Source organism: Iodobacter sp., assembly GCF_025352645.1.
Classification (GTDB): Bacteria; Pseudomonadota; Gammaproteobacteria; order Burkholderiales; family Chitinibacteraceae; genus Iodobacter.
The window spans coordinates 1-24,273 of record NZ_JANXSO010000128.1; the positions used below are offsets into that span (position 1 = coordinate 1).

At 47.5% G+C, this 24,273-nt stretch carries 23 protein-coding genes; 6 read left to right on the forward strand and 17 right to left on the reverse strand.

The features are described 5' to 3' along the window. Window positions 1-427: 427 nt before the first annotated feature. Both Q0R17_RS14395 and Q0R17_RS14400 read right to left on the reverse strand, forming a co-directional pair. The gene (locus Q0R17_RS14395; protein ID WP_293935988.1) at window positions 428-1,747 is read right to left on the reverse strand and encodes an ATP-binding protein; all 1,320 of its coding nucleotides are present in this window, start codon (window positions 1,745-1,747) and stop codon (window positions 428-430) included. Then, the gene (locus Q0R17_RS14400; protein WP_293935989.1) at window positions 1,744-2,409 is read right to left on the reverse strand and encodes a response regulator transcription factor; all 666 of its coding nucleotides are present in this window, start codon (window positions 2,407-2,409) and stop codon (window positions 1,744-1,746) included. The genes Q0R17_RS14395 and Q0R17_RS14400 overlap by 4 nt, the downstream gene beginning before the upstream one ends. 110 nt (window positions 2,410-2,519) lie before the next feature. Between Q0R17_RS14400 and dsbD the strand changes: the two genes are divergently transcribed. From dsbD to dsbG, 3 genes are read left to right on the forward strand one after another with little or no spacing between them, the layout of a single operon-like run. Beyond that, on the forward strand, window positions 2,520-4,295 hold the full coding sequence (gene dsbD / locus Q0R17_RS14405; protein WP_293935990.1) for a protein-disulfide reductase DsbD: 1,776 nt from the start codon (window positions 2,520-2,522) through the stop codon (window positions 4,293-4,295). 5 nt (window positions 4,296-4,300) lie between these two features. Next, window positions 4,301-5,095, forward strand: a complete 795-nt coding sequence (locus Q0R17_RS14410; RefSeq protein ID WP_293935991.1) for a TlpA family protein disulfide reductase — start codon at window positions 4,301-4,303, stop codon at window positions 5,093-5,095. A gap of 10 nt (window positions 5,096-5,105) precedes the next feature. Then, on the forward strand, window positions 5,106-5,852 hold the full coding sequence (gene dsbG, locus Q0R17_RS14415; RefSeq protein WP_293935992.1) for a thiol:disulfide interchange protein DsbG: 747 nt from the start codon (window positions 5,106-5,108) through the stop codon (window positions 5,850-5,852). 92 nt (window positions 5,853-5,944) lie between these two features. On the opposite strand, the gene Q0R17_RS14420 is transcribed toward dsbG, so the two are convergent. From Q0R17_RS14420 to Q0R17_RS14440, 5 genes are all read right to left on the reverse strand, one after another. Further along, entirely contained in the window at window positions 5,945-6,157 is a 213-nt protein-coding gene (locus Q0R17_RS14420; protein ID WP_293935994.1) for a VF530 family protein, read from the reverse strand. 91 nt (window positions 6,158-6,248) lie between these two features. After that, window positions 6,249-6,701 (reverse strand): Rrf2 family transcriptional regulator, encoded by a 453-nt coding sequence (locus tag Q0R17_RS14425; RefSeq protein WP_293935995.1) that lies wholly within the window; start codon window positions 6,699-6,701, stop codon window positions 6,249-6,251. Between the two features lie 96 nt (window positions 6,702-6,797). After that, window positions 6,798-7,793, reverse strand: a complete 996-nt coding sequence (locus tag Q0R17_RS14430; protein WP_293935997.1) for a LacI family DNA-binding transcriptional regulator — start codon at window positions 7,791-7,793, stop codon at window positions 6,798-6,800. Window positions 7,794-7,863: 70 nt separating this feature from the next. Next, window positions 7,864-8,508: a glutathione S-transferase gene (locus Q0R17_RS14435; RefSeq protein WP_293935999.1), complete on the reverse strand. Its 645-nt coding sequence runs from the start codon at window positions 8,506-8,508 to the stop codon at window positions 7,864-7,866. Between the two features lie 175 nt (window positions 8,509-8,683). After that, window positions 8,684-9,022 carry a zinc ribbon domain-containing protein YjdM gene (locus tag Q0R17_RS14440; protein ID WP_293936000.1) on the reverse strand — a complete coding sequence of 113 codons (339 nt, stop codon included), beginning with the start codon at window positions 9,020-9,022 and terminating at the stop codon, window positions 8,684-8,686. 458 nt (window positions 9,023-9,480) lie between these two features. Here Q0R17_RS14440 and Q0R17_RS14445 point away from each other — a divergent pair, with 458 nt between their 5' ends. Further along, entirely contained in the window at window positions 9,481-9,684 is a 204-nt protein-coding gene (locus Q0R17_RS14445) for a cold-shock protein (RefSeq protein ID WP_130107085.1), read from the forward strand. Window positions 9,685-9,823: 139 nt separating this feature from the next. Here Q0R17_RS14445 and Q0R17_RS14450 read toward each other — a convergent pair whose 3' ends face one another. The 5 genes from Q0R17_RS14450 to Q0R17_RS14470 form a co-directional block, all read right to left on the reverse strand. Continuing rightward, entirely contained in the window at window positions 9,824-10,048 is a 225-nt protein-coding gene (locus Q0R17_RS14450) for a PaaI family thioesterase (protein WP_293936001.1), read from the reverse strand. A 614-nt stretch (window positions 10,049-10,662) separates the two neighbouring features. Next, window positions 10,663-11,436: a MetQ/NlpA family ABC transporter substrate-binding protein gene (locus Q0R17_RS14455; protein WP_293936003.1), complete on the reverse strand. Its 774-nt coding sequence runs from the start codon at window positions 11,434-11,436 to the stop codon at window positions 10,663-10,665. A 105-nt stretch (window positions 11,437-11,541) separates the two neighbouring features. Beyond that, window positions 11,542-12,216, reverse strand: coding sequence for a methionine ABC transporter permease (locus tag Q0R17_RS14460; protein ID WP_293936005.1), 675 nt, complete (start codon window positions 12,214-12,216; stop codon window positions 11,542-11,544). After that, a complete protein-coding gene (locus tag Q0R17_RS14465; protein WP_293936006.1) occupies window positions 12,216-13,223 on the reverse strand; it encodes a methionine ABC transporter ATP-binding protein in 1,008 nt (335 codons plus the stop codon). The genes Q0R17_RS14460 and Q0R17_RS14465 overlap by 1 nt, the downstream gene beginning before the upstream one ends. Before the next feature lie 313 nt (window positions 13,224-13,536). Beyond that, the gene (locus Q0R17_RS14470; protein WP_293936008.1) at window positions 13,537-16,245 is read right to left on the reverse strand and encodes a hybrid sensor histidine kinase/response regulator; all 2,709 of its coding nucleotides are present in this window, start codon (window positions 16,243-16,245) and stop codon (window positions 13,537-13,539) included. Window positions 16,246-16,923: 678 nt separating this feature from the next. On the opposite strand from Q0R17_RS14470, the gene Q0R17_RS14475 reads away from it, so the two are divergent. Together Q0R17_RS14475 and Q0R17_RS14480 are read left to right on the forward strand one after the other, a co-directional pair. Then, on the forward strand, window positions 16,924-18,009 hold the full coding sequence (locus Q0R17_RS14475) for an oxygenase MpaB family protein (protein WP_293936010.1): 1,086 nt from the start codon (window positions 16,924-16,926) through the stop codon (window positions 18,007-18,009). Further along, entirely contained in the window at window positions 18,006-18,710 is a 705-nt protein-coding gene (locus Q0R17_RS14480; RefSeq protein ID WP_293936012.1) for a hypothetical protein, read from the forward strand. Before Q0R17_RS14475 ends, Q0R17_RS14480 begins: the two co-directional genes overlap by 4 nt. Window positions 18,711-18,723: 13 nt before the next feature. Here Q0R17_RS14480 and Q0R17_RS14485 read toward each other — a convergent pair whose 3' ends face one another. The 5 genes from Q0R17_RS14485 to Q0R17_RS14505 all read right to left on the reverse strand — a co-directional run bounded on the left by Q0R17_RS14485 (window position 18,724) and on the right by Q0R17_RS14505 (window position 24,248). Continuing rightward, entirely contained in the window at window positions 18,724-19,206 is a 483-nt protein-coding gene (locus tag Q0R17_RS14485) for a hypothetical protein (RefSeq protein ID WP_293936013.1), read from the reverse strand. A 66-nt stretch (window positions 19,207-19,272) separates the two neighbouring features. Further along, complete coding sequence (locus Q0R17_RS14490) at window positions 19,273-19,593, reverse strand: DUF2845 domain-containing protein (RefSeq protein ID WP_293936014.1); 321 nt, start codon at window positions 19,591-19,593, stop codon at window positions 19,273-19,275. 225 nt (window positions 19,594-19,818) lie between these two features. Then, on the reverse strand, window positions 19,819-20,565 hold the full coding sequence (locus tag Q0R17_RS14495; protein WP_293936015.1) for an ABC transporter substrate-binding protein: 747 nt from the start codon (window positions 20,563-20,565) through the stop codon (window positions 19,819-19,821). A gap of 94 nt (window positions 20,566-20,659) precedes the next feature. Continuing rightward, window positions 20,660-22,444: a DNA helicase RecQ gene (recQ, locus tag Q0R17_RS14500; RefSeq protein WP_293936016.1), complete on the reverse strand. Its 1,785-nt coding sequence runs from the start codon at window positions 22,442-22,444 to the stop codon at window positions 20,660-20,662. Between the two features lie 343 nt (window positions 22,445-22,787). Continuing rightward, entirely contained in the window at window positions 22,788-24,248 is a 1,461-nt protein-coding gene (locus Q0R17_RS14505; protein WP_293936017.1) for a catalase, read from the reverse strand. Window positions 24,249-24,273 lie beyond the last annotated feature (25 nt).

Below are 24,273 nucleotides of genomic sequence, written 5' to 3' on the forward strand. Positions count from 1 at the left end.
TCTGTGCTTGCATCGTGTGAAGCAGGCTTTTCCTCGGCATAAGCCGCAAGAGAGAAGAGGGTTGCAGCTGCAGCAGCTAAGGTTGCTCCGGTTATACGATTCATGGTCATTCTCCAAATTTTGCTGGATAGGCAACAAGCACGATTGCTTGCTGACTCTTAGTCGTAGCAGATCAGCAAAATATGACGAAGATTTTTTTTATTTTTTTTGGATGATGGTGTCAGTATTTGTGTGGATTATTGTAAGTATTATCTATTCTAGTAGACATCACTTTGCTTGCCACTCGCAAGCTTCTGCTAGCCAGCACTAGCCAGCACTAGCCAGCACTAGCCAGTCAAACTGATCGACTAAATCTTAAGCGCCACAAGCTTGGGGAAAATAAGCGACCAGCCTATGCAAGTGATCTGCGTGTGTTAGTTGAAGATATTTACCGCAGAATTGGCAAGGTGAGCATGGCATTTACTCCGCCATGTTCATGCTGGCTTAATTCGAGCTTGCCATTAAAACGCTTGGCGATGGCGGCCACGATAGATAGGCCAAGCCCGCTGCCTTTTGTGCTACTACGCCGCCAGAAACGCTGGGTCACTAAGGCGAGCTCAGCGGGCTGAAGCCCCGGCCCTTGATCAATAATGCAAAAACAAATGGCATCTTCCAAGTAGTGTATTTCCACTCGCACCACGCTATTGGCTGGGGAGTAATTGAGTGCGTTATCCAGCAGATTACGCAGCGCCGTTACGGCCAGCGCTTGAGGTAGGGCAAGCTGATGAGCTGCGATTATTTCGCCTGCATCTATTCGTTCTGGCCGCTGGGGGGCGGCGTCTCTGATGGCAAGTTTTAAGATCTCGTTGGTAGAGGTGCTTTGCCCGTCATCCCAGCAAAAATCGCCTTCAATTTGGGCGAGGGTCAGTAGTTGCGTCAGCGTATGTTGTAGCCTTGCTACGCTTTCTTCGGCGTAATCTAAAGCAGTTTTTGCTTCTTCGCCTTCGGTAATGCGGGCGACTTGTAAATGGATTTTGATGGCGGTAAGCGGGGTGCGTAATTCATGCGCGGCATCGCTGGTGAGCTGGCGTTCCCGCTCCAGTGTTTGCTCTATTCGGCTGAGTAATTGATTTAAGGTTGTTACTAAAGGCAGCAAGTCTTTGGGAATATGCAGGGCAGAGAGTGGGCTTAAGGTTTGCGGCGTTTGGCCTGCAAGGGCTTGGCGAATTTTCTCTAGCGGCCGCAGCCCTTGCTTTACGCCAAACCAAAGCAAAAGCAGGCTGCCGATCAGCGCAACCATAAAGGGTAGCGTAGTGGCGAGCAGCACATCCTGCAGCATTTGATTTCTTTCGCTTAGCCGATCGGCGGTAGTGACGCGCAGGCCGAAGGCTTCGATGGTGTAGCTGCGCCATTGCTCTTTATTAATGGTTAAATCAGTAAAGCCCAGCGTTTTAGAGCGAGTGGCATCCGGATGAGTATGATCGGTGCGCGCCAGCACTTCGCCGCGTAAAGAGCTGATCTGGCAGGCTAAGCCCTTGCCAGCAGGTAGTAGCAGGGTATCGCGTTTTTTGCCTTTGGCCGCCGCATCCCAGGCGGCGGCGTTTTGCGAGATTAGCCCCGCTACCATTTGCGCCGACATGCTAAGGCGCTGATCCAAAGTGTGGCGAATTTGCCGGTCTAGATTATATAAAGTCCAAGCCGTTACACCGCCCCATAATAGGCTCAAAGAAATACCAATCAGCAGTAATAAACGCAGACGTAAGCTCATTGTTTGATTCCACCGTAGCGATAACCCATGCCGCGAATCGTCTCGATAATCTCGCCGCCTAATTTGCGGCGTAGATGATAGATATGCACATTGAGGGCATTGCTTTCGATTTCTTCGCTGAAGTCGTAAAGCCGGTCTTTAAGCTGCTCGGCACTGAGTATTCGATCTTTGGCTTGCATCAGTGCGGCCAGCAGTGCCATTTCCCGTCGGGATAAGGCGATGGGTTGCTCATTAAGGCTGACATGGCCGGTAGCAGGGTTGAGTTTTAATGGCCCGTCTTCAATCAGATCAACACAACGCCCAGCTACGCGGCGCTGTAAGGCATGTAAGCGGGCGACTAATTCATCTAAATCAAAAGGCTTCAGCAGATAATCATCGGCCCCTAGTTGCAATGCCATGACTTTGTCTTTAATTGAATCACGCGCGGTGAGCACCAAGATGGGTAAAACAATGCCTGTTGCTCTTAAGCGCGGCAGAAGCTTCATACCATCTTCGTCAGGCAAGCCAAGGTCTAGAATCAACACATCGCAATTTAAGGTGGCAAGCGCGGCCTCTGCCATTGCAGCACTTGCCACGCTGTCTACCGTGAGTTGATGAGCCCGCAAGCCTGCTTTAATGCCATGGGCAATTAAATCGTTGTCTTCTACCAGCAGCACGCGCATGGGTGATTTTTCTTTGCTCTGAATTCAGGCCGCAGATTATTGCACAGTTAATGTTGCCTTAATCCAAAGGCGACATCCTTACATTTCCGGTTTTGATTTTGGAGAGATTGATGTTGCGTTCATTATGGATAGGCCTGCTACTGGCCCTGCTATGGCTGCCTTTTGCTCAGGCTGAGGATAATTTTTTGCCACCAGAGCAAGCTTTTAAGCTGGTGGTGAGCAAGGAGCAATCTGGCCAGATTAAGCTGCACTGGGATATTGCCCAAGGCTATTACCTTTATCGTAAAAATATAAAAGTAGAGAGCCTGCCTGCGGGGCTTATTGAAAAAACAGAGCTACCCGCTGGTATAGCTAAAACGGATGAATTCTTCGGCGAAACCGAGGTATATTTTAATCAGGTGGATGTGCTGCTGAAAGCCCCGCATGCCAAGGTGCTGGCCATCAGCTGGCAGGGCTGCGCTGAAGCGGGGCTGTGCTATCAGCCGCAAACACGGCAAATTAAATTGGATCAGCTGGATGCCTTAGATAGACCCGCCAGCCCACTTAATCGTAGCGATAGTCAGTTGCCGGTGCTTAAAGCTGGGCCAGTAGCCGAGCTGGGTGAAGATCAGCAAATTGCACAGCGATTAAGCCAAGCGCATTTGGGGTGGATGTTGCTGATGTTTTTGGGCCTAGGTTTACTGATGACGTTTACCCCCTGCGTGTTACCGATGATACCTATTCTCTCTAGCTTGATTGCGGGCAGTGGGGCCACGCCTCGGCGCGGTTTTATTCTGTCATTGGCTTTTGTTTTACCTATGGCGTTGACTTATGCGGCATTGGGGGCCGCTGCGGCGATGGCAGGGGCTAATCTGCAGGCCTTTTTGCAAAATCCTTGGGCGCTGGGCGTGTTCGGCATGATTTTTGTGCTGTTGGCGCTGGCGATGTTTGGGGCGTACGAATTGCAGCTGCCCGCCGTAGTACGTGATCGGCTATCGCTTGCCAATCAAAAATCACAAGGCGGAACAATTGCAGGTGCGGCCACGATGGGGTTTTTATCGGCCTTACTGGTGGGGCCGTGCATGACTGCGCCATTGGCAGGTGCTTTGCTTTATATCAGCAATACCGGCGATGTATTGAAAGGAAGCTTAGCGTTGCTCTCAATGGGGCTGGGAATGGGCTTGCCACTGTTGCTGGTGGGTACGCTAGGTGCACGTTTTCTGCCGCGCCCCGGCATATGGATGAATCGGGTCAAAATGGTGTTTGGCTTTGTGCTGCTGGGTATGGCTATTTTGTTCATGGCCCGCATCATGCCGCCAGCACTGGCTTTGGCGTTATGGGGGGCTTTATTACTGGCGATGGCTTTTTGCCTGTGGGCTTTATTGCTGCCAAGCCAAGCGTGGGCAATCCGTAGCCTTGCTGCTGTGATGGCGCTTTGGGGCGCGGCAATGGTGCTGGGCGCTGCCGCTGGTAATCATAATCCGTATCAGCCCTTGGTTTTTATGCAGGCAACAGCGGCTCATTCCCAAGAGAGCCCTTTTTTGGAGCGTTTTATCACGGTGAACAGCACTGGCGAATTGGCTGCACAAATACAATCGGCCAGCGAAAAAGGGCAGTGGGCCTTGGTGGATTACTACGCGGATTGGTGCGTGGCTTGCAAAGAAATCGAGCGTGATGTGCTGGGGGACGCCCGCGTGCAGCAAGCCTTGGCGGGGATGAAGTTAATCCGCCCTGATGTGACGGCTTCGGGAGAGCAAAGCCAAGCGCTGCTCTCTGCTTACCAAGTGCTTGGCCCGCCCACGCTATTATTGATCGGCCCCGATGGCAAAGAGCGGCGAGCACAGCGGATTGTAGGCAAGCTGAGTGCCGATGCTTTTCTTGCTCGTTTAGCACAAGCCAAGTTATGAATAGCATGATGAGTATCGGCCCTTTTCCTCTGGCCTATGCAGTGTTGGGTCTATCGCTCTTGATCGGTGCAGGCGTGGGGCGCTATCTGGCGAAAGGGCTCGGCATCGGCTCCTTGCTGCTTGATCTTTTATGGGTAGGGGTGCTGGGCGCGCGCTTGGTGTTTATTGCCTTGTGGTTTGATCTTTACCCCTCACTTTGGGCCATGATTGATATACGCGATGGCGGCTACAACGTATGGGGCGGCTTGGTGGCGGCCTTGCTGTATGCAGCGTGGCGAGTGAGATTAAACATCCCTTTGCGCCAACCCCTTGCTTGGAGCTTGCTGGCTGGCGCATTGGCTTGGGGAGCCATGACAGCCATCGTGAGCATGCAAAAGCCCGCACAACTTTCCGCCTTGCCCTTGCAGCCTTTAGCGGGCACAAATACCACGCTGGCGAAATTAGCGGATGGTAAGCCGCTGGTGCTTAATTTATGGGCCAGCTGGTGCCCGCCTTGCCTGCGTGAAATGCCGGTGCTGCAAGCCGCTCAGGTGGTAGAGCCCCATATCCGCTTTGTGTTTGCAAATCAGGGCGAAGCAAATGCCGTTGTTGAGCAGTATTTGCACAAAAATAAGCTGAATTTAAGCCATGTACTGGTCGATCCTTTTAGCTTGCTAGCTAAGGAATACGGCGCGGTGGCGTTTCCAAGTACTTTGTTTTTTAGTGCAGATGGCCAATTACTCGACACACATCGTGGTGAGCTGTCTGCAGCTTCTTTAGCCAGTAAGCTTAAATTACTGCGCTCTGCCCAGTCAGAATAGGAATAATCCAATGAAAGTAATGATCGCTACATTAGTCAGTAGCTGCTTGATCATGAGCCATGCACAGGCCGCAGCCGATTGGCCTGCGCCGATTAAAGCGCTAGAAAGAAAAGGCATGGAAGTGCTGGATAGCTTTAAAGCCCCTGGCGGCGTAACAGGCTACGCTGCTTTGTATCAGCAGCAGCCGGTTACGGTGTATTTAACTGCCGATGGTAAGCAAGCAATTATTGGCTCGATGGTCGATAGCAAAGGCGAGGCGCTTAAGCAAGCGCCGGTTGATCAGCTATTTAGCAATAAGCTTTGGAAGCAGTTAGAAGATAGCCATTGGATTAGTGACGGCAATAAAAATGCGCCAAGGATTGTATATATGTTTACCGATCCTAATTGCCCTTATTGCAATAAATTGTGGAACGATGCTCGGCCATGGGTTAGCTCTGGCAAGGTGCAGATCCGGCATATTATGGTGGGCATTATTAAAAGCGATAGCATGGGCAAAGCCGCCGCGCTGATGACTGCCAAAGCGCCAGAGGCGGCGCTTTATCAACATGAAATACAGCATGCCAGCGGTGGGGTAAAGCCTTTGGCGCAGATCCCTAAAGACGTGCGCAGCAAGCTAGATGCCAATTATCAATTGATGCAGCGATTTGATCTTTTTGCTACACCCGTCACGTTTTACAAAGACAGCGAGGGCAAAATGCAAAAAGCACAGGGCGCACCATCAGCCGAAATGCTGCCCAAAATATTTGGCCCGCGCTGATTCAGGATCTTGCAGGCATAAAAAGGAGTGCTAAAAAATAGAGCCACTTAGGATTAAGTGGCTTGAATGAGAAGATTGAATGCGCCGCAGGCTTAGCGGCGCATTCTGGCATCCAGCTCTTCTACTTTACTGCGCGCCCAAGGTGTGCGGCGCAGGAATTTTAGGCTGGATTTAATCGAGGGCTCTTTTTCAAAACACTGAATCGGGATGCGGCGGGCCAGCTCTGGCCAGCCAAAGTGTTCAACTAAATCGCTCAGCATTTTTTCTAAGGTAATACCATGCTGCGGGTTATTGGTCTGGGTCATTCAGTGAGTTTCTGTTGTGATGATTAATTTGTGGGGGAGCTATATAGTGTGGCGGCGCGTACTGGCTAGTGCAGCGGCATATCAAATATCACTAGTGTTTTCTTTGCACCAGTGGAATGCTGAAGATGGCATTGAGCTCGACCGGATTATTAATTAAATCTTGCAGGGTATAGCGATCTAGTACGCTGTAAAACGCTTGCATGGCTTCATTGAGCACGCCTTTTAAACGGCATGCCGCGCTGATACTGCAGGTGGAGTGTTCGCGGTCGAAGCATTCCACCATGGGACTATCTGCCTCGCTTAAGCGCACTAGGGCACCAATGCTCATTTCATGAGCAGGGCGGGATAAACGCATGCCACCGCCTTTGCCACGGGTCGTGTCTAAAAAGCCATTACGGGCTAGAAAGCTCATGACTTTCATCAGATGATTGTCAGAAATAGCATAGGCAGTAGCAATCTCGCCCCGAGTGACAATGCCATCATTCTGTACACCAACGTAAATTAAAGTGCGCAAACAGTAATCGGTAAAAACATTCAGGCGCATTGCTGTTGTCCGGACTTTAAAATAAGCATTTATAATACATCTTCATTCGTAATAAGAATATGTCGTTTAATGCCAGTGTGCTGCACTTCCTAGAAATCAGCTGCGCTGATGCAGGCTCGCCGGTACCCATATCGAATCCACAGCCTTGCCCTGCATCAGTTTCAATACGCGGGATAAGCTTTCGCTGGCGAGCAGCTGGCTGTCTTGCACCACGGATTGAATGCCCCAAGGTAAGCAGTTCAGCAGGTTATGATCGTCAAAGGTCATTAAATGCTTAGGCATGCCATTTTGTTTTTCGTTGATATAGGCCAGTGCGCCTTCTAGCAAGGTGAGCGAGCCGGTAAACAGGCTGTCTGGATAATGCCCCAGCTTTTCATAGCATTCGGCCATCATGCTGTAGCCCGATGGGCGCAGGTAATCTCGCTGCCAAACCCAGTGCTCCTGTTCTGTTATGCCGCTGAGTTCTAGGCCTTTGCGATAGCCTGCAAGGCGGTCTTGGCTGGGGGATAAATCGGCTTGGCCGCCAAAATACACCACCTCTTGGCTGCCATTGGCGATGGTGTGCACCACTAAGGAGGTGACCGCATCAATGGCGTCGGTCACCACAAAGGGAATGGGGCAGTCTTTAATATGGCGGTCTACAAACACCAGTGGTAGGCGCAAAGACCATTTTAAATACTGCGTGGCATCGCTGCTGCAGGGCACCACAATCAGCCCGTCTACTTGGCGGGTGAGCAGATGCTCGATGCCTGCAGTTTCCATGCTGGCTTGCTCATTACTACTCATTACCAGTAATTGATAGCCTGCCTCACGGCAAAGCGGCTCTAAAGCTTGCGCAAGGCTGGCGTGGGCAAAGTTGCTTAGCTCCGGCACCAGTAAACCTAAGGTGCCACTTTTGCGCGAGCGCAGTGTTTTGGCCGATTGGGATGGTTGAAAATGATGCTCGCGCGCGATGGCAAGCACGCGCTCTTTAGTAGATTCGGCGATGCGATATTCGGCAGAGCGGCCGTTTAGCACTAGGCTAGCCGTGGTTTTGGATACATTGGCCAGACGGGCAATGTCATCCATAGTTAGGCGAATAAATTGACTCACGATGACTCAGTTCTTCATACACATTCAAGCGGCAAGGTTACCACGACCGTTTGAATTGTATACTTGTGATTTAAGGGAAAATTAAGCAATCGTTGCCCGCTTGCCAAGCAGGAAATTTTTGCATGCAGTGCGAAAATTCGGTACTGCTACAGAAAAAATATAGCCACTGCTTTAACTTAGGATAAGGGGCCGAGTCAAACCATTTTGGATCAACGCTAGAAAATTGGCGCACAAATGGAAAAATCGCCAGATCTGCTAAGCATATTTGATTGAGTCGCAAAAATGTAGTTTGTTCCAAGCATTGCTCTAAATGCTGCAAAAAGAGCTCGCCTTGGGTGCGATAATATTCTTGGCTGTGATCTAGATAGCGATCAGCGTATTTATATTGATCTAAATGCAATTTAAAAACTTGATCATTGTGAGTAATGAGTTCGCGGATAGATATTTGTAGCGCTGGGTTTTTTAGACAAAGGTAATCGAGCGGATCGTGTTGATTTAATGCCCAAAGCATAATTTCAAGGCTTTGTTCAATGATTTGCTGATTGCCTAGTACTAAAACAGGCACCGTGCCTTTGGGGGAAGCGAGCAGCATTTTAGCGGGTTTATTTCGCAGCATAATTTCGCGCAATTCAACGGCGATGCCGCTGTATTGAATCGCCATTCTGGCCCGCATGGCATAAGGGCAGCGGCGGAAGGAATAAAGGATGGGGAGCATGATCAATAAAGTAAATGGCTTAAGCGAATGATACGCCTTATTGATTGCTCCACGAGTGCGACTGGCTAGACGAGTATTGCTCTTGCTTTATCTAGTAGAGTAGATCGGTTCAAACTGAGTAAGCTATGATTTTTGATAGGGTGAAGCCCGATCGTATCGGCTTTCACCCAAACCCTTAGGCTTTCTTTAAGAAGCACGCTTTTAGCATAAAGTTGCCTGCATCCATCCGGCAATCTACTTCATGATCGCCACCAGAAACCAAGCGAATACTCTTCACTTTAGAGCCTTGCTTCAGCACAGTAGACGTGCCTTTTACTTTTAAATCTTTAATGAGTACAACCGCATCGCCATCAACCAGCACGGTGCCGTTAGCGTCTTTGATGAGCACATCATCGCTGTCGTCGCTGGCGGCTGCTTGAGGCCATTCAAAACCACAGTCGGCGCAGATATAGTTTTCTGCATCTGGGTAAGTGTTTTCTAAAGTGCACTGTGGGCAAGTGGGGATATTAGACATGATTTTTTTTCTAGACGTTGATTTAGATCGGCTGGATTATACGCCGTTGCTTGCATGGCCTTTCTTCTTAGCTAAAAAGTACCCAAACCTGTGTTTTAGTCTGGATTTTGGTGGGCAATATGCAAATCGATATACATAAAGGAGCCGGCGAGCTGTAATCCTTCTATAAGAAAAAAAGAAACCGACTATAAAACTTAGCTGGGATGGCATTAAATTTTAGGGACGCAGCAACAAGTTTTATAATTATCTAGTGCTTAGGCGCTGCTATGATTATGGCGGCGTATGATGTGATAAATATAAAAAAGTGATGTTAATTCAGTGGGTTACTGTTGTTTTGGCACTGTTAAGCTGCAAGTATGTGCACAGTAATCACTTTAATCCTTGCATCAATTGTTTTTTACAGGCATTATTGAGTCAGTGAGCGTGTGCTCACAATGTTTAGTTCAAGGTAAAGAGCAATGGCAACTGGTACTGTAAAGTGGTTCAACGATGCAAAAGGCTTCGGCTTCATCACTCCTGATCAAGGCGGCGAAGACTTGTTTGCCCACTTTTCTGCGATCACTTCAAGTGGCTTCAAGTCACTTCAAGAAGGTCAAAAAGTAAGCTTTGATGTGACAACTGGCCAAAAAGGTCAGCAAGCATCGAACATCCAGCCGCAATAATTTATTGCCGCTTAAGAAAAACCCCGGTTTTGCGCCGGGGTTTTTTATTGCCTATAAAATCATACCTACTTGTATCTGCAGTTTGTGTGGCAGAGTTTGAAAATATTCAGCCGTAATAGCAATTAAGCTGAAGTACTTGTTACTTCGGATAAAGAATCATCTGCGTACAGCGAAACAACGCGATGGTTTTTCCCGTTTCTTGATGGCTAACTACCGCATCCAAAACTTGGGTGGTTTTACCCTGATGGGCCACTTTGGTGGTGCAGCTTACTATTCCATCCCGTGCTGTGCCAAGATGATTGGATTTAAGCTCGATGGTGGTAAATCCCGTTGCTCCTTCTGGTAGATATGGCGATATAACCATAATCGGTGCAGCTATCAGCCAAGCTGATCACGCTGCCCACATGTAAATAGCCATTTGGAGGCAGTAAGCTTTTTTGAACTGGCATTACCGCGCTGACCTTGTCTCTAGATAATTCTGTAATCACAATCCCAAGTGCCCAGGCAGATACTCAGCGCCAAATTGATTGGCATCGTCTTTATCAAGCATGAATGGCTTTCTTTGCTGCTTAATTGTTCCTGATTATGCCTCTTGCTCAATCTCATTATAAATATCGTAGGGCGGGTGAAACCCGCGTATTTCTTCAGCATTGCTCGCGGGTTTCACCCGCCACCAATTCCAAAACCAAGGCAAGCACTCAAAAATTTCATCTACACAGAGCCCATTGAGCAAGAGGCATAATCAGGTAATTGTTTAATTTCACTGAATGCTCAGCAATAGCCCCAATGCTTTACTTAATGGCTATGCTAGCTGGGCTTGATATTGTCTTGTTAATTAGCATGCTTTGATACTCTTTTCTAAAAACTGAGGCTGTAGAGCAAAGTTTGGCATAAAGAGATTACACCCTAATCTGCACTTTATCTTTGGCATAAAAAACCCAAGCAATGAAGCTTGGGTTTTTTATGCTATATAAAATATTAAAACGCTGGAACAATGGCGCCTTTGTATTTTTCAAGGATAAAGGCTTTAACCGCTGGGCTATTCAGTGCAGCAATTAATTTTTTAATTGCTGGGCTGTTGGCGTTGTCAGCACGGGTAGCAATGATATTCGCGTAAGGGGATTGCGCACCTTCGATGGCGAGTGCGTCTTTGCTTGGGTTTAGGTTGGCAGCAAGGGCGTAATTGGTGTTAATCAGGGCGAGATCAACTTGGGTGAGTACGCGTGGTAGGGTGGCTGCTTCTAATTCGCGGAACTTCAATTTCTTGCTGTTTTCTACAATATCACGGCTTGTTGCAAGGATGTTTTTGCTGTCTTTTAGTTTAATCAAGCCGGCTTTTTCTAGCAGTAGTAATGCACGGCCACCATTGGTGGCATCGTTAGGAATCGCGACAGTAGCACCATCAGCCAGCTCTTTAAGGGATTTTACTTTAGTTGAATAAGCACCAAATGGCTCGACGTGTACATTGGCCACGCTTTGCAGATTAGCGCCCTTGCCTTTGTTAAATTCGTCTAAATATGGCTTGTGCTGAAAGAAATTAGCGTCGAGACGCTTTTCTAATAATTGCACATTAGGCTGCACGTAATCGGTAAACACTTTAATTTTAAGCAGTACACCATCTTTAGCCAGCTGTGGCTTTACAAATTCTAGTAGCTCGGCGTGAGGAACTGCCGTTGCACCGATGGTGAGCGTGTCAGCTGCATATGCATTTAAAGCCAGTGTTGCGGTAAGGAGAGCGAGTATCTTTTTCATAAAGATGATTCCCTTGAGAGTTGAGTGTGCTTGCTAAAAATGGCTTATGACTGGTTGAGTGTGCTTTGCATATAAGATCAGCACTCCACAGCACACAGCCAAAGTTTATTTACGGCTAAAGTGGCTCACTAAACGATCGCCAATCATTTGTAATATCTGCACCAAGATCAGCAGTAATACAACGGTAACCACCATGACATCAGTTTGAAATCGCTGGTAACCAAATCTAATCGCCAAATCGCCAAGTCCACCGCCGCCAATAACGCCTGACATGGCGGCATAGGATACCAGCGTGATTGCGGTAACCGTCATGGCGGCTAATAATCCTGGCAATGCTTCTGGCAGTAGCGCACCAAAAACAATTTGCCGTGTATTGGCACCCATGGCTTGGGTGGCTTCGATAATGCCTTTGTCTACTTCGCGTAGTGCTGTTTCAACTAAGCGGGCAAAAAATGGTGTTGCGCCTACTACCAGTGGTGGAATCGCCCCTGCTACGCCGAGCGATGTACCTGCAATCAGCACCGTAAACGGAATCATGATAATCAGTAAGATCACAAATGGCACAGAGCGCAATATATTTACTAAAAAGGACAATATGCTGTAAATCACCGGCTGATCGAGCAATTGGCGTTTGCCGGTTAAAAATAGCAAGATGCCTAGTGGCAGGCCCAGCACCAAAGTGAACACCAAGGAGCCAAGCAGCATCAGTAAGGTATCTTGCCCAGCCAGCCAGATCTCTGCCCAATCAATATTGGCCGTCAGTTGATTTAAAAGTTCCATTAACGTAATACCTCTACATCGATTCCTTCAGCGGCAAAACGCGCTAAGGCGGCGTCGATATCATCGCCACTCAGGGCAATGGTTAGCTGGCCGCAAGGTGTGTCTTTAATCCGTTCGATACGGCCGGCTAAAATACTAAAATCAACCGCGCAATCACGCGCTACCGATCCCAAAATGGGCTGATAGGTTGATTCGCCAATAAAAGTTAAGCGAACTACTTTGCCGCTAACATGCGCATAGTCGTCAAATTGCTTATTTTCATCGATATGCTCTGCTTCAAATACAAAGCGGCGCGTGGTGGGGTGCTTGGGATGTAGAAAGACTTGCGTGACTTCGCCTTCTTCCACAATAGCACCACCATCAATAACAGCCACGCGATCACAAATGCTGCGAATCACGTCCATTTCATGGGTGATCAAGACAATAGTCAGGCCCAGTTGACGATTAATATCCAGTAGTAATTGCAAAACCGATTGGGTGGTTTGTGGATCGAGTGCGCTGGTGGCTTCGTCGCAAAGCAATACTTTGGGGCGATTAGCCAAGGCGCGTGCAATGCCGACGCGCTGTTTTTGCCCGCCAGATAGTTGAGCTGGGTATTTATCTTTGTGCTCAGTGAGGCCAACCAGTGCGAGTAATTCATCGACACGTTTACTGATCTCGGCCTTGCTAAGTTTGCCAGCAATTTTTAAGGGAAAGGCGACATTATCACCAATGGTTTTGGAACCCAGCAAATTAAAGTGCTGAAAAATCATCCCAACTTGCTGGCGTAAGCCACGTAGCCCAGTGGTGCTTAGCTGGGTAACATCGTCACCATCTAGTACAATGCGGCCACCCGTTGGGCGTTCTAATAGATTGATAAGCCGAATCAGCGTGGATTTACCCGCGCCTGAATGGCCAATAATGCCAAATACGGTTCCGGCAGTAATCGATAAAGACACACCAGCAAGTGCTGGAATATCGCGGCCATCGACCCGATACGCCTTGCTGACGTTTTCAAGTTTAATCACGGTAGTGCAAACCTTGTGGGCTTGATTTAAAAAAAGCGGGTAAATCCCACAGAGTAATTCAGGATTGTATAGCCCCTTACATATAATCCTAAAATCTTTTATGCCATAAACTAAGCTCTATAAAGCATAAAACGGCCAAGCAGAACGCTGCCGAGCCGTTTTAATATAGAGATATAGCACTTTATGCCAGCTGCGTTGAATTATTTAATCCGCATAAGGCAATTGATAAATCAATTTTATGTAAGGATTATACCTGTTTCTGCTCTGCTTAGCCGCCATTGCGTTGGAGACTTGCCGCCGCTAAGTCATCTATTTATTTTAAAAGTTGTTGCCGCCATGCTTGGAGCGCAATAAAGGCCACTTGAGTACAGGCTATGGCTTGAATATGTAATTGTTGATTATCAGGCTGGCTTTCTAATAGGCCAAGGCTAGTACTGAGCTGATGCGCGCCAATTTGCCCTGCAATTCCTCTCGCGCTGTGTGCATGACGGCTCTTGTTCTCTAGATTACTTTCTGCTGGTATTGCCTCTAATAGTTGGCTAATTCTATCTAAACCTTTTTGTGCCATATTTACACATTTTTCTAATGAGTAAGCGAGCGCTTGGCAGGCCGCCTCTAAATCAAGGATTTCTTGTTCCGCTGTCGGTGGAGTAGGCAGTCTGGCTTGATTTTGTAGGGCGGCAAACAGTGTTTCTCGATGAAAAGGTTTTTCTATCCATTGGTCTATCCCTGCCGCCTGCAGCGTATCGGCTTGAGGGGAATGCCCCGCACTAAGTAGTAATACTTGTCCTTTAAATCCTAGTGCCCGCAGGCTGCGTGAGACTTGCATGCCATTCAGAAGCGGCATATGGTAATCCAACAATACGGTAGCAATAGAGCTATCGCAGCGCCATGCATTCAGTGCCGATAATCCATCTTCAACGGCCGTTACTTTTGCCCCAGTACTGATCAGTAGATCATTCAGCAGCTCGCGGTTAATGGCTTGATCTTCGGCAATTAAAATATGCTGACTATCTAGCCGTATTTTATTGGGAATTGCTAAGGTGGCTTGACAGCTTGAAACGGGCTTGATTTTAACGGGTACACAGAGGGTAAAGCTTGCGCCTTGCCCTAGCGTACTTTCTACATGCAAATTGCCCCCCATTAGTAAGGCAAAATCTTTACTAATGGATAGGCCAAGCCCTGCGCCGCCGGCGCGTTTACCTTGTAGAGTTTGCTCAAAGGGGGCAAATATTTTTTTGCAATCGGCGTCTGCAATTCCAGGGCCGGTATCACTGACTTCTGCAATCAGCCAATATTTTTCTTCGATTTGTTGCAAGCTAATATGTAATCGCACCAAGCCTGCTTCGGTAAATTTAATGGCATTACCTAATAGATTGACAAGTATTTGTCTGAGTTTTCCGGCATCTAATAACAATTCTCCTTGCACATCAGAATGTACCTCGAGTCCAATATGTTTAACTTTGGCTTGTTCATCAAATAGGGCATTAAGTTGGCGAGTTAATATCTCAATTGAGATAGGGCTTTCATCTAATTCGGCTAAGCCAACCTCTAAGCGGCTTACATTAAGTACATTACCAATTAGGCTTAATAAATAATCACCGCTATCTGCAATACGCGCTAGGCTTTGCATTTGTAGGGAGTTTAAAGATTCATCATGCTTTAATCGATCTACGTAGCCCAAAATAGAGGTGAGTGGGGTACGAATCTCATGGCTTACATGGGCTAAGAAATTGCCCTTAGCTAAGCTGGCCGCCTCGGCGTCACGCCTTGCTAAATCAAGTTCGTAAGTGCGTTGCATTACCAGTGCCTCTAGCTCTGAAGCTTCTTTTTCGAGTTGCTGGCGGTATACCATTTCTAGGTGTTCTTTTTGCCGATTAATTTCGGCAACGCGCAGTGCCATAGCGGCACTAAATAATAAAATCTCAATCACAATTCCTACCGAATTAAATCGGTAAGTGAGTGGGGTGTGGTCGATCACCCCAGTGCCACGTAAACCCCAGGTAACGGTGATTGAAACCGCATAAATAGCCCAAGCTAAGGCAAATAATTTTGCTCCAGAAACGCCATATCGCACCGCATAGAGGCTAGCTACAATATTAAGCATAAAGCCCACGCCGCCAATTTCTAAAACCAATAATGTAAATTGGGTGAAACCTAATAAAGCGCTGAATGCGCTTATTGCGCCACAGCCGATAATTCCTTTTAAGGCGATATCTAGCTTAGGGGTGATTTGCGCGGTTTTTAAATATTGCCGAGCAAATTGTGCTGCGCAAATATAATAAAGCCCACTTAATACATATAAAAGCGTTAGGCTGTATTGGCCTTGCCATAAAAATAAGGGCAGCACGCCTATGGCACTTAAGTGAGCAAGGGTAAGGGTTAAGAGATTTAAACCATAAAATAAAAAGGTTTTATCTTTTGATGCAAAAAAAACCGCCAGTGCGGCAAACGCTACCAAAAGCATAATCCCTGCCATACCGCCCCAGAGCAGCATTTCTTCATTATTCGCGTGGATAAAATTTTGCTCACCCCAAATTCGCACATCAGAAATAATGGGGCCGGCCATGTCTTCTTGGTCGCTATAAATCACGCGCATTAATACTTCGACTTGGGTATGGGCTGGGATTTTTTGTGAAAATACGGGCCTAATTGTGGCTAATGGGCGGCTTTTAGCACTTTGAGCCGCGTGAAAATGCTGTACTTGCCAGCTTTCCCCTGCAGAGCGGGTATAGAGGCTGACGCTAGCAATTTGTGCTTCGGTATATTCCACATAATTGACAATGTCGGCTGAGCTGGGATTATTTAGCACAAAGGAAAACCACACGGCATTCCTTGAATAGCCTAGCGAATGCCGCGCGCTTTTTTGCGCTTGAAAACGGCCTAAATCGCGCTGTACTGTTACTTCATTTACGTTCATTTCGCGGCTTGGATCTTGCCAAATTTTTAGCTCTTGCTCGAGTTGTACGCCTGGTAATTGACTATTGATGGTAAGTGCATGGCTAGGGCAAGCTATTAGCAAGCCAAAGCAAAAAACCAATCTGCTTAGCGATAAAATGGAGGAAAAATATTGGAGTGTCAGAGTAGGCACAGGATCGTTCTTAGTGAAGGTAGGCTAGATTATTTTATTTTTCCAGTAGCAAACTTTCTGCTTAAGTAACATAAAATAACAATTGAGTAATTATTTGCGCTAAAATACACTTGTTAAACTTAACTAATTTATAAGTTAATGGCCTAGTCAAGGCTGTTTACCTAGATAAAGCATGCCAGAAGCGTTTTTGCGTTTCGGCCTTAAAGTAATACGTTTCTTACCTGATTAGTAGCTTTGTTCAGCAAAACTTAAGCCTGAGTACGCTTGCTTTGAATTGCGTCATCTCTGAGTGCTTTTATCGGAGAACTAGAGCTTTTTTTGTGCCAAATACGCTAGATCCTGTACCTGACTCAAGTATTCAAGGGCAGGCTCTATACGGAAATGACGGCTAAAAGTGCTGAGTAAAGCAGCTCATCGGGTTTCTTTATCAATAAATCTAGTGGCCCAATCAGTGAAACTTACATTACTTGGTGGCTTTCCTACCAAGAAACCACTGATTTGCCTTAGAATAAGAACCATACTGTGACGCTACGAACTCATTCCCCCATTTGGTCAGATGCCACTCTTGACCAGCTAAAAATAAGCGCAGATCCCTTGGCGGATCAATGCATGCGCGATCTGATTCTGAGCGGTAATATTAGCAAGGCTAATCAGATTTTAGCTCAAATGGATACTTATATCGCATGGCCTAGCGATATGCCACCCAAATTACTCGATTATTTGGAAGCAACATCTAAGCTAGCCGCTGATATCGACATGCTACGCATAGCGCGGGCACAACAATTTTTTACTACTTATGGCATTCCTTTTGGGTTGAGCTTGATGTGCCGATCCTTACCTGTGTTATATGCGGGCAAAGTAGGTGGCGCACAGGTTTTAGCGGCAACTGGGCAGTTAACGGGGCATTTTGAGCGTAGAGCATCTGAAACGTTGCGTTTTATTTTAAATGTGGCCGAACCCAATAGCCTTGCTGTGGGTGGACAAGGTTTGCTGACTATTCGTAAGATACGCTTAATGCATGCTGCAGTTCGTCACTTTGCCCGTTCTAAGCGACGCAGCTCCTCGTATAACTGGCATGCAGATTGGGGGGTGCCGATTAATCAAGAAGAATTAATTGGTACTATGCTGGCGTTCTCGCAGCAGGCGATTGAAGGCTTGCGCCAATTAGGGGTTAAAGTTAGCAAGCAGCAAGAAGAGGATCAGCTTTATTTGTGGAAAGTGATTGGTGCCGCTTTGGGGATTATGCCAGAGGCCATGCCAAATAATCTGAATGAGGCGCGTGAGGTTTGGAAAGCGCTGGAGCGGCGTAATTTTGGTTACTCTGAAGCGGGCGTTATGCTTACTAATGCCCATGTGGCTTTCTTGCAAGCAAATCTCCCTGATCTTGCTGCAGGGCTAGTGCCAGAGCTAATGGCCACGCTATTGGGCCGTCGTAATGCCCGTTACTTAGGTTTAAAAAAACATAGTGCTTGGGGCTGGGTGCTTGATTTGCTGCGGTTTATTTTCCGTTTGAAAAGCCGCTTAGCCAATAGCTCGCATACTGCCGAAAGCTTTATGCAGGAATATGGCGAATATTTTATGGACGCATTACAAAAGCATTGGGCGGGGCCAAACCCTGGAACCCCTTTTCAAATTCCTGAGCAGTTGCACGTAACGAGCAGCGTTGCTGCAGATTTAGTGCCGAGCAAAGTATGATTCTATTTGGTGGTGCAATTAATAATCCAGACGCTTGGTTTAATACCGTGAGTGTGGATGGTAGTTTATATACTCCGCTGCAATTGGGTTTATTTGCGGTTGGCTGCCTGCTTTGGGTGTTGGCATATGGGTTTATTTTGCTGCAAGCTAAACGGCATCGTGCCGTAGAAATGGCGGTGATTGCTGCGGCAAGTAATTTGGCTTGGGAATTTGTATGGGGTGTTTTATTACGTACTGATATGGGCGTTTTTTTAGTTTGGACTTATCGTGCTTGGTTAATTTTTGATTTGTTTATCTTTTGGCAGGTATTGCAGCTGGGCTTTGGTCAATTTACTAATGCGCTATTCAAACAGCATTATAAAAAAATAGTTTGGAGTAGTGTGGTGTTCTTTATCTTGGTTTATTGGAGCATGACGCTTACTGGAATTGATACCCCAATCGGCGCACGATCTGCCTATATCTGCCAATTTATTATTAGCTTGCTTTGCATGACATTATTGATTCAGCAGCCAAGTGCGGTAGGCTATGCTTGGACAATTGCGTGGCTACGTACTTTAGGTACAGGCTTGATTTCGGTTTATATGTATCTTCACAATCCTGCAGATGTATTTATTTTGGTTTTAGCCGTTTCTTCAAGCCTTCTGGATGTGGTGTATTGCCGCTACGTTTGGCAGTTGCGCAAGCAGGCAAAACTAGCCTAGGCAAGTTATTACTTTATTCGCTTATTTTATGCGTAAGCAATAAAGCTTGCTTTGCTACATGATAGCAATCATCAACGTGGGCATTGCCAACTAGTTTCATTGCGCCAAAACTAATGCTGGCGGCCAAAGCTTGCCCTAAGATTGGGACAAATTTAGCCATTGATTTGCTGGCAACGCGTGCCCCAATTCGGCTTAATACTTTAAAAATAATGGGCTTGGTAATGACTTTGCCAATAAGTTGACTGCCAATACTAGTAATGCCAATTAAGACAATTTTTTTAAGCTGTGGATCCAACGATGCAATCTGGGCAGGGCTTAAGCCAAATTTTTGATTAATGGCAGGAATCATTTCTAATAGTAAGGTCATATCCGCACCAATATCCGCGCCTGGAATTGGAATCACCGCAGCCATTGCAGAAAGCCCTGCCCGTTTATTTACCATAGCTTTGCAATCGCTTCTTAAAGCATCGAGTTCTGCAAGTGAATGAGGAAACATGATGTTCCTTATTTGTGGATTTGCTACAGTGTACCGCTAAAGGCGCGGCTACAGGCTAGGATGCCATTAATGCCCATAGCCTAGCGTTTCGATGGTGCTAATTTTATTATCGATGGCTTTAATTTTCATCATAAGTCGGTCGGAGCCAAAGTTGTAAGTCCATTCTTGATGAAAAATGGGGGCTTTGTTGGGATCTGTTTTTTTATCGCCTTTACTATTGATATAGATGGCAGGCATGCTGTATTCGCGTTTATCCATTGGAGCGCCACATTTGGCTTCTGCTGCAAAAATAGGATCGCCACTGCTAACAAGCTGCTGACCACAGCGCATTGAATCTGCTTGGGCGGTCATGCTGGCAAAAAAGCAGAGTGAGATTAGATATTTCATATTATTTCCATTGGGTACGGCAAAAATACACCAGCTACATAGCCCTAAGTGCTAGCAGCGTTCATCGCTAGTAAGGGTGAGCTGGCAGGCTTATTCACTGAAATATACCTGAATTAAATCAATGGCATATGGGTTTTACTTTTCTTGCCATACTTTAGATAAAAGTGCTAGCTGCTTCGTGCTAGGTGGTTTTTGTATGCCTCAAGGCGTAATGAGTAGCGTCTTTTAATTAAAATATTTGTGCCGAAGCTGCTCTATTTTCCCCGTTTTTTCTGCTTGAACTAATGCCGCTTTTAGCCTAGCAAACTGTAGAGGATTAATTTTATTACTTAAAGCAAAGTAATAATCAAGATCATCATCAAGTACGGCAACGGTGCTTAATTGAGTATATTTAAGCCCTTGCTCGCGGGCTTGCCATGCCGCACCCCAGTCTAAAATTGCAATAATATCGGTGCGTTGCTTAATCAGCTTTTTAAAGCTAATGGCATCATTGGGGGATAGATCAAGTGATTTATCGGGGATAAAGCCAAGTTGCTGTAGTTTTTTAGCCGATGCTGATTCACGCACGGCACCCACCGTGTATTTTTTTGCATCTTCTACTGTTTTAGCCTGAATATGGCCACGATGAGCCAGTTTAATTAATACAATGCGCCGCTTGCTAATTGGGCCTAGCCATTGGTATTGCTCTTCTCTTGCGGGCGTGCGGGCGACGGTAAATAAAATGCTGTTTGGGTCTGCATCGGCAGTGGCAACTGCTCTAGCCCAAGGCAGTACCTCAATATCGATGTTAATACCTGCGTTATGAGCGATTATTTGCAGTAGTTCTACGCTATAGCCTTGTAGCTGGCCCTGCTGCAAATAATTAAGTGGTGGTAAATCCTCGGTATAGGCGTGTAGATCGGCCGCCATGCTTGAGTTAAATAGCACAATGGCAACCAAGCCTGATAAGTAGCGGCTTATTCTGCTGCTCATTTTTATCCTTTGCATACTATGAGTCTTTTTTATTTTAGCTGTGCAGAGTCACATTATTATTAAATACTATTATTGGCTTGATGGAGGGGCGTGCTTAATGATGCGCAGCAATCACTTCTAAAAATTCATTGCCATATTTTTCTAATTTGCGATCACCAATACCAGAAACACGTGACATTTCATAATGATCACCAGGGCGTAGCCGCACCATCTCTTTGAGCGTGACATCGCCAAAAATCACATAGGCTGGCACATTTTGCTCATCGGCTAGCTCTTTGCGTAAGCGGCGCAGGGCTTGCCAGAGTGTTTGGTCGGCAGCATTGCTAAAGTCGCTGCCTTTTTCGCCTTTGTAATTAAACTTCTCGGTGCGCTCACGTAAATACAGCGTGGTTTCACCCTTGAGTAGTGGTCTTGCCGCATCGGTTAGCTCTAAGCCGCCGTGGCCGGATGCGTTGAGGCGGATGGCTCCACGGGCTAGCAGCTGGCGAAACACCGCACGCCAGCTCGATTCATCCACCTCTTTGCCAATGCCAAAGGTGGTGATGCGCTCATGAAAATGCTCTTTGACCTTAGGCGTGGCCTTGCCCTGCAAAATATCGACTAAATGCCCAACCCCAAAGCGATTGCCGGTTCTAAAGATGCACGACAGCGCTTTTCTGGCCGCCTCGGTCATTTCCACCAGCTTAGGCGGGTTCAGGCAATTATCGCAGTTGCCACAGGGCTGGCTTTCTTCGCCAAAATAACCCAGCAGCGTTTGGCGGCGGCAGGCCGTGGCCTCCACTAGCCCCAGCATCGCGTCCAGCTTGCGGCGTTCTACCAGCTTTTGCATATCCGGCGAGGCAGAATTATCAATCATGCTATTGAGCAAAATTAAATCCTGCAGGCCGTAAGCCAGCCAGGTATTCGCAGGCAGGCCATCACGCCCCGCACGGCCAGTTTCTTGATAATAATTTTCTATGCTTTTGGGTAAATCAAGGTGGGCCACAAAGCGCACATCGGGCTTATCAATGCCCATACCAAAGGCAATGGTCGCCACCATGACTACGCCTTCTTGGCGAATAAACTGCTGCTGATTCTTGGTGCGCACGCTGACATCTAGCCCAGCATGGTAGGGCAGGGCGTTGATTTCCTTGCTGCGTAGCCAAGCCGCGGTGTCTTCAACCTTTTTACGGCTCAGGCAATACACAATGCCCGAATCGCCCTCGTGCTCGCGGCGGATAAAGGTGAGCAACTGATCACGGGCGTTTTTTTTCTCCACCATGGCGTAGCGCAAATTGGGGCGATCAAAACTAGAGACAAACTTTTGCGCGTCTTCGAGGCGCAGCCGCTCTATCATCTCGCTGCGCGTGGCGTGATCCGCCGTAGCGGTAAGGGCAATGCGCGGAATACCTGGGAATTCATCGGCTAAAAGGGATAGCGCCAGATATTCCGGCCTAAAATCATGGCCCCACTGCGATACGCAATGCGCCTCATCAATCGCAAACAAGCCAATCTGCGCACGTTTTAATAGCGCCATAAAACGTGGTGTAACCAGCCGCTCTGGTGCCACATACAGCATCTTGAGTTGGCCGCTGATAAAATCGTTTTCAACCGCACGCGCCTCATCTTGATTGAGGCTAGAGTTTAAAAACGCCGCCGCAACACCCAGCTCTTTTAAGGCATCTACCTGATCTTGCATTAGCGCAATCAGTGGGGATACCACCACGCCGCAGCCATCCCTGAGTAGAGCGGGGATCTGATAACACAGCGATTTTCCCCCGCCAGTCGGCATCAAAACCAGCGCATCCCCACCGCCTGCCACATGGCTAACAATAGTTTCCTGTTCACCGCGAAAACTGCGGTAACCAAAGACGTGTTCAAGAACTGAATGGGGAGACATGGCGAATCTTATGCGCAGCAAAGGGAGGATTGTACCCGTGTGTGGGGCGAAGCTAAAACTTGGTGTGGTTTGGAGGGATAATTTACGAGGCGTGAGTATGTAATGTAGCGAGGTAATGACCTGCCAGATTTTGGCATGAAGTAAAAATGGCGTTTTACCTGTTGTGTGTAATCAAGCTCAAAATCAACCTGCCGAAGTTACTGAAGCGTTATTTACTCAGTTGTTATAAATTTTCGCAATTCTCTGGTCGGATAAAACGCATTCAAGCTAAAGGGCTGATCAGCATAAAAAAAGGTCACCCCTGCGGGTGACCTTTTATTGATTTACAGCTTAGCTAATCTGTTTACTTAATCTCAGCCTCAGCTATCCCCAAGCGGCTCGCTAATCCTAAGCCATAAGCCGGGTCTGCTTGGTAACAGTGGCGCAGCTGGCGCACTTGGATTTCTTTTACCGTCACTTGGCTAAGCGCGCCGGCCATATTGCCCAGCAGGCGCTCTTGGGCTGCTTTGCCGATTAAGCGGAATAAATTACCTGCTTGGATGTAATCATCGGGCTGATCTTGCAGCGGGTTGTAGCGGTCGGCGCTGCCGTGAAGCGCCAAAGGTGGCTCGGCTGCGCTTGGGTCTTCAACTGGGCCACCAAAGCTGTTTGGCTCGTAGCTTGGGTAGGCGCTGCCATTGTAATTACCCGTTTGCATTTGCCCGTCACGGTGGTAATTGTGGAATGGGCATTTAGGGGCATTCACCGGTAGCTGGCCGTGGTTTACACCTAGGCGATAGCGCTGCGCGTCTCCGTAAGCAAATAAGCGACCTTGCAACATTTTATCTGGCGAGAAGCTGATGCCGGGAACCACATTGGCTGGGTTATGCGCCGATTGTTCCACTTCGGCATGGTAGTTTTCTGCGTTGCGGTTCAGCTCCAGAATGCCGACTTCATGCAGCGGGAAGTCACCGTGTGGCCAGACCTTGGTTAAATCGAAAGGGTTGATGGCGTAGTTGTCCGCCTCGGCTTCAGTCATTAGCTGTACAGCCATTTTCCAGCGTGGGAAATCGCCGTTTTCGATGCTGTTGTATAAATCGCGCTGCGAGCTTTCACGATCTGCAGCTACCACGGCTGCAGCCTCTGCATTGCTGTAGTTTTCAATGCCTTGCATGCTTTTAAAGTGGAACTTCACCCAAGTGCGTTTGTTGTCAGCATTAATCAGGCTAAAAGTGTGGCTGCCAAAGCCGTGCATCTGACGGTAGTTTTTAGGTAGGCCGCGATCGCTCATCACAATGGTGATTTGGTGCAGGGCTTCTGGCAGGCTGGAGAAAAAATCCCACTGCGAATTGGCGTTAAACATATTGGTACGCGGGTCGCGTTTCACCACGTGGTTTAGATCAGGAAATTTAAGCGGGTCGCGTAAAAAGAACACCGGTGTGTTATTGCCGACCAGATCCCAATTGCCTTCCTCTGTATAAAACTTCATCGAAAAACCGCGAATATCACGCTCGGCGTCCGCCGCACCGCGCTCACCGGCTACGGTAGAAAAGCGCATAAACAGCGGCGTTTCCTTGCCAATTTCAGAAAAAATCTTGGCCTTGCTGTACTGGCTGATGTCGTGCGTTACCGTAAATGTACCGTAAGCGCCCGAGCCTTTGGCGTGCATTCTGCGCTCTGGAATCACTTCACGATTAAAGTGCGCCATCTTTTCCATATACCAAACATCTTGCATCAGCATTGGGCCGCGGGGGCCTGCTGTCATGGCATGCTGGTTATCGCTAACGGGTGCGCCTGCTTGGGTGGTGAGTTTTTTCGATGTCATGATGTGTTTCCTTTGCAAAGATTGG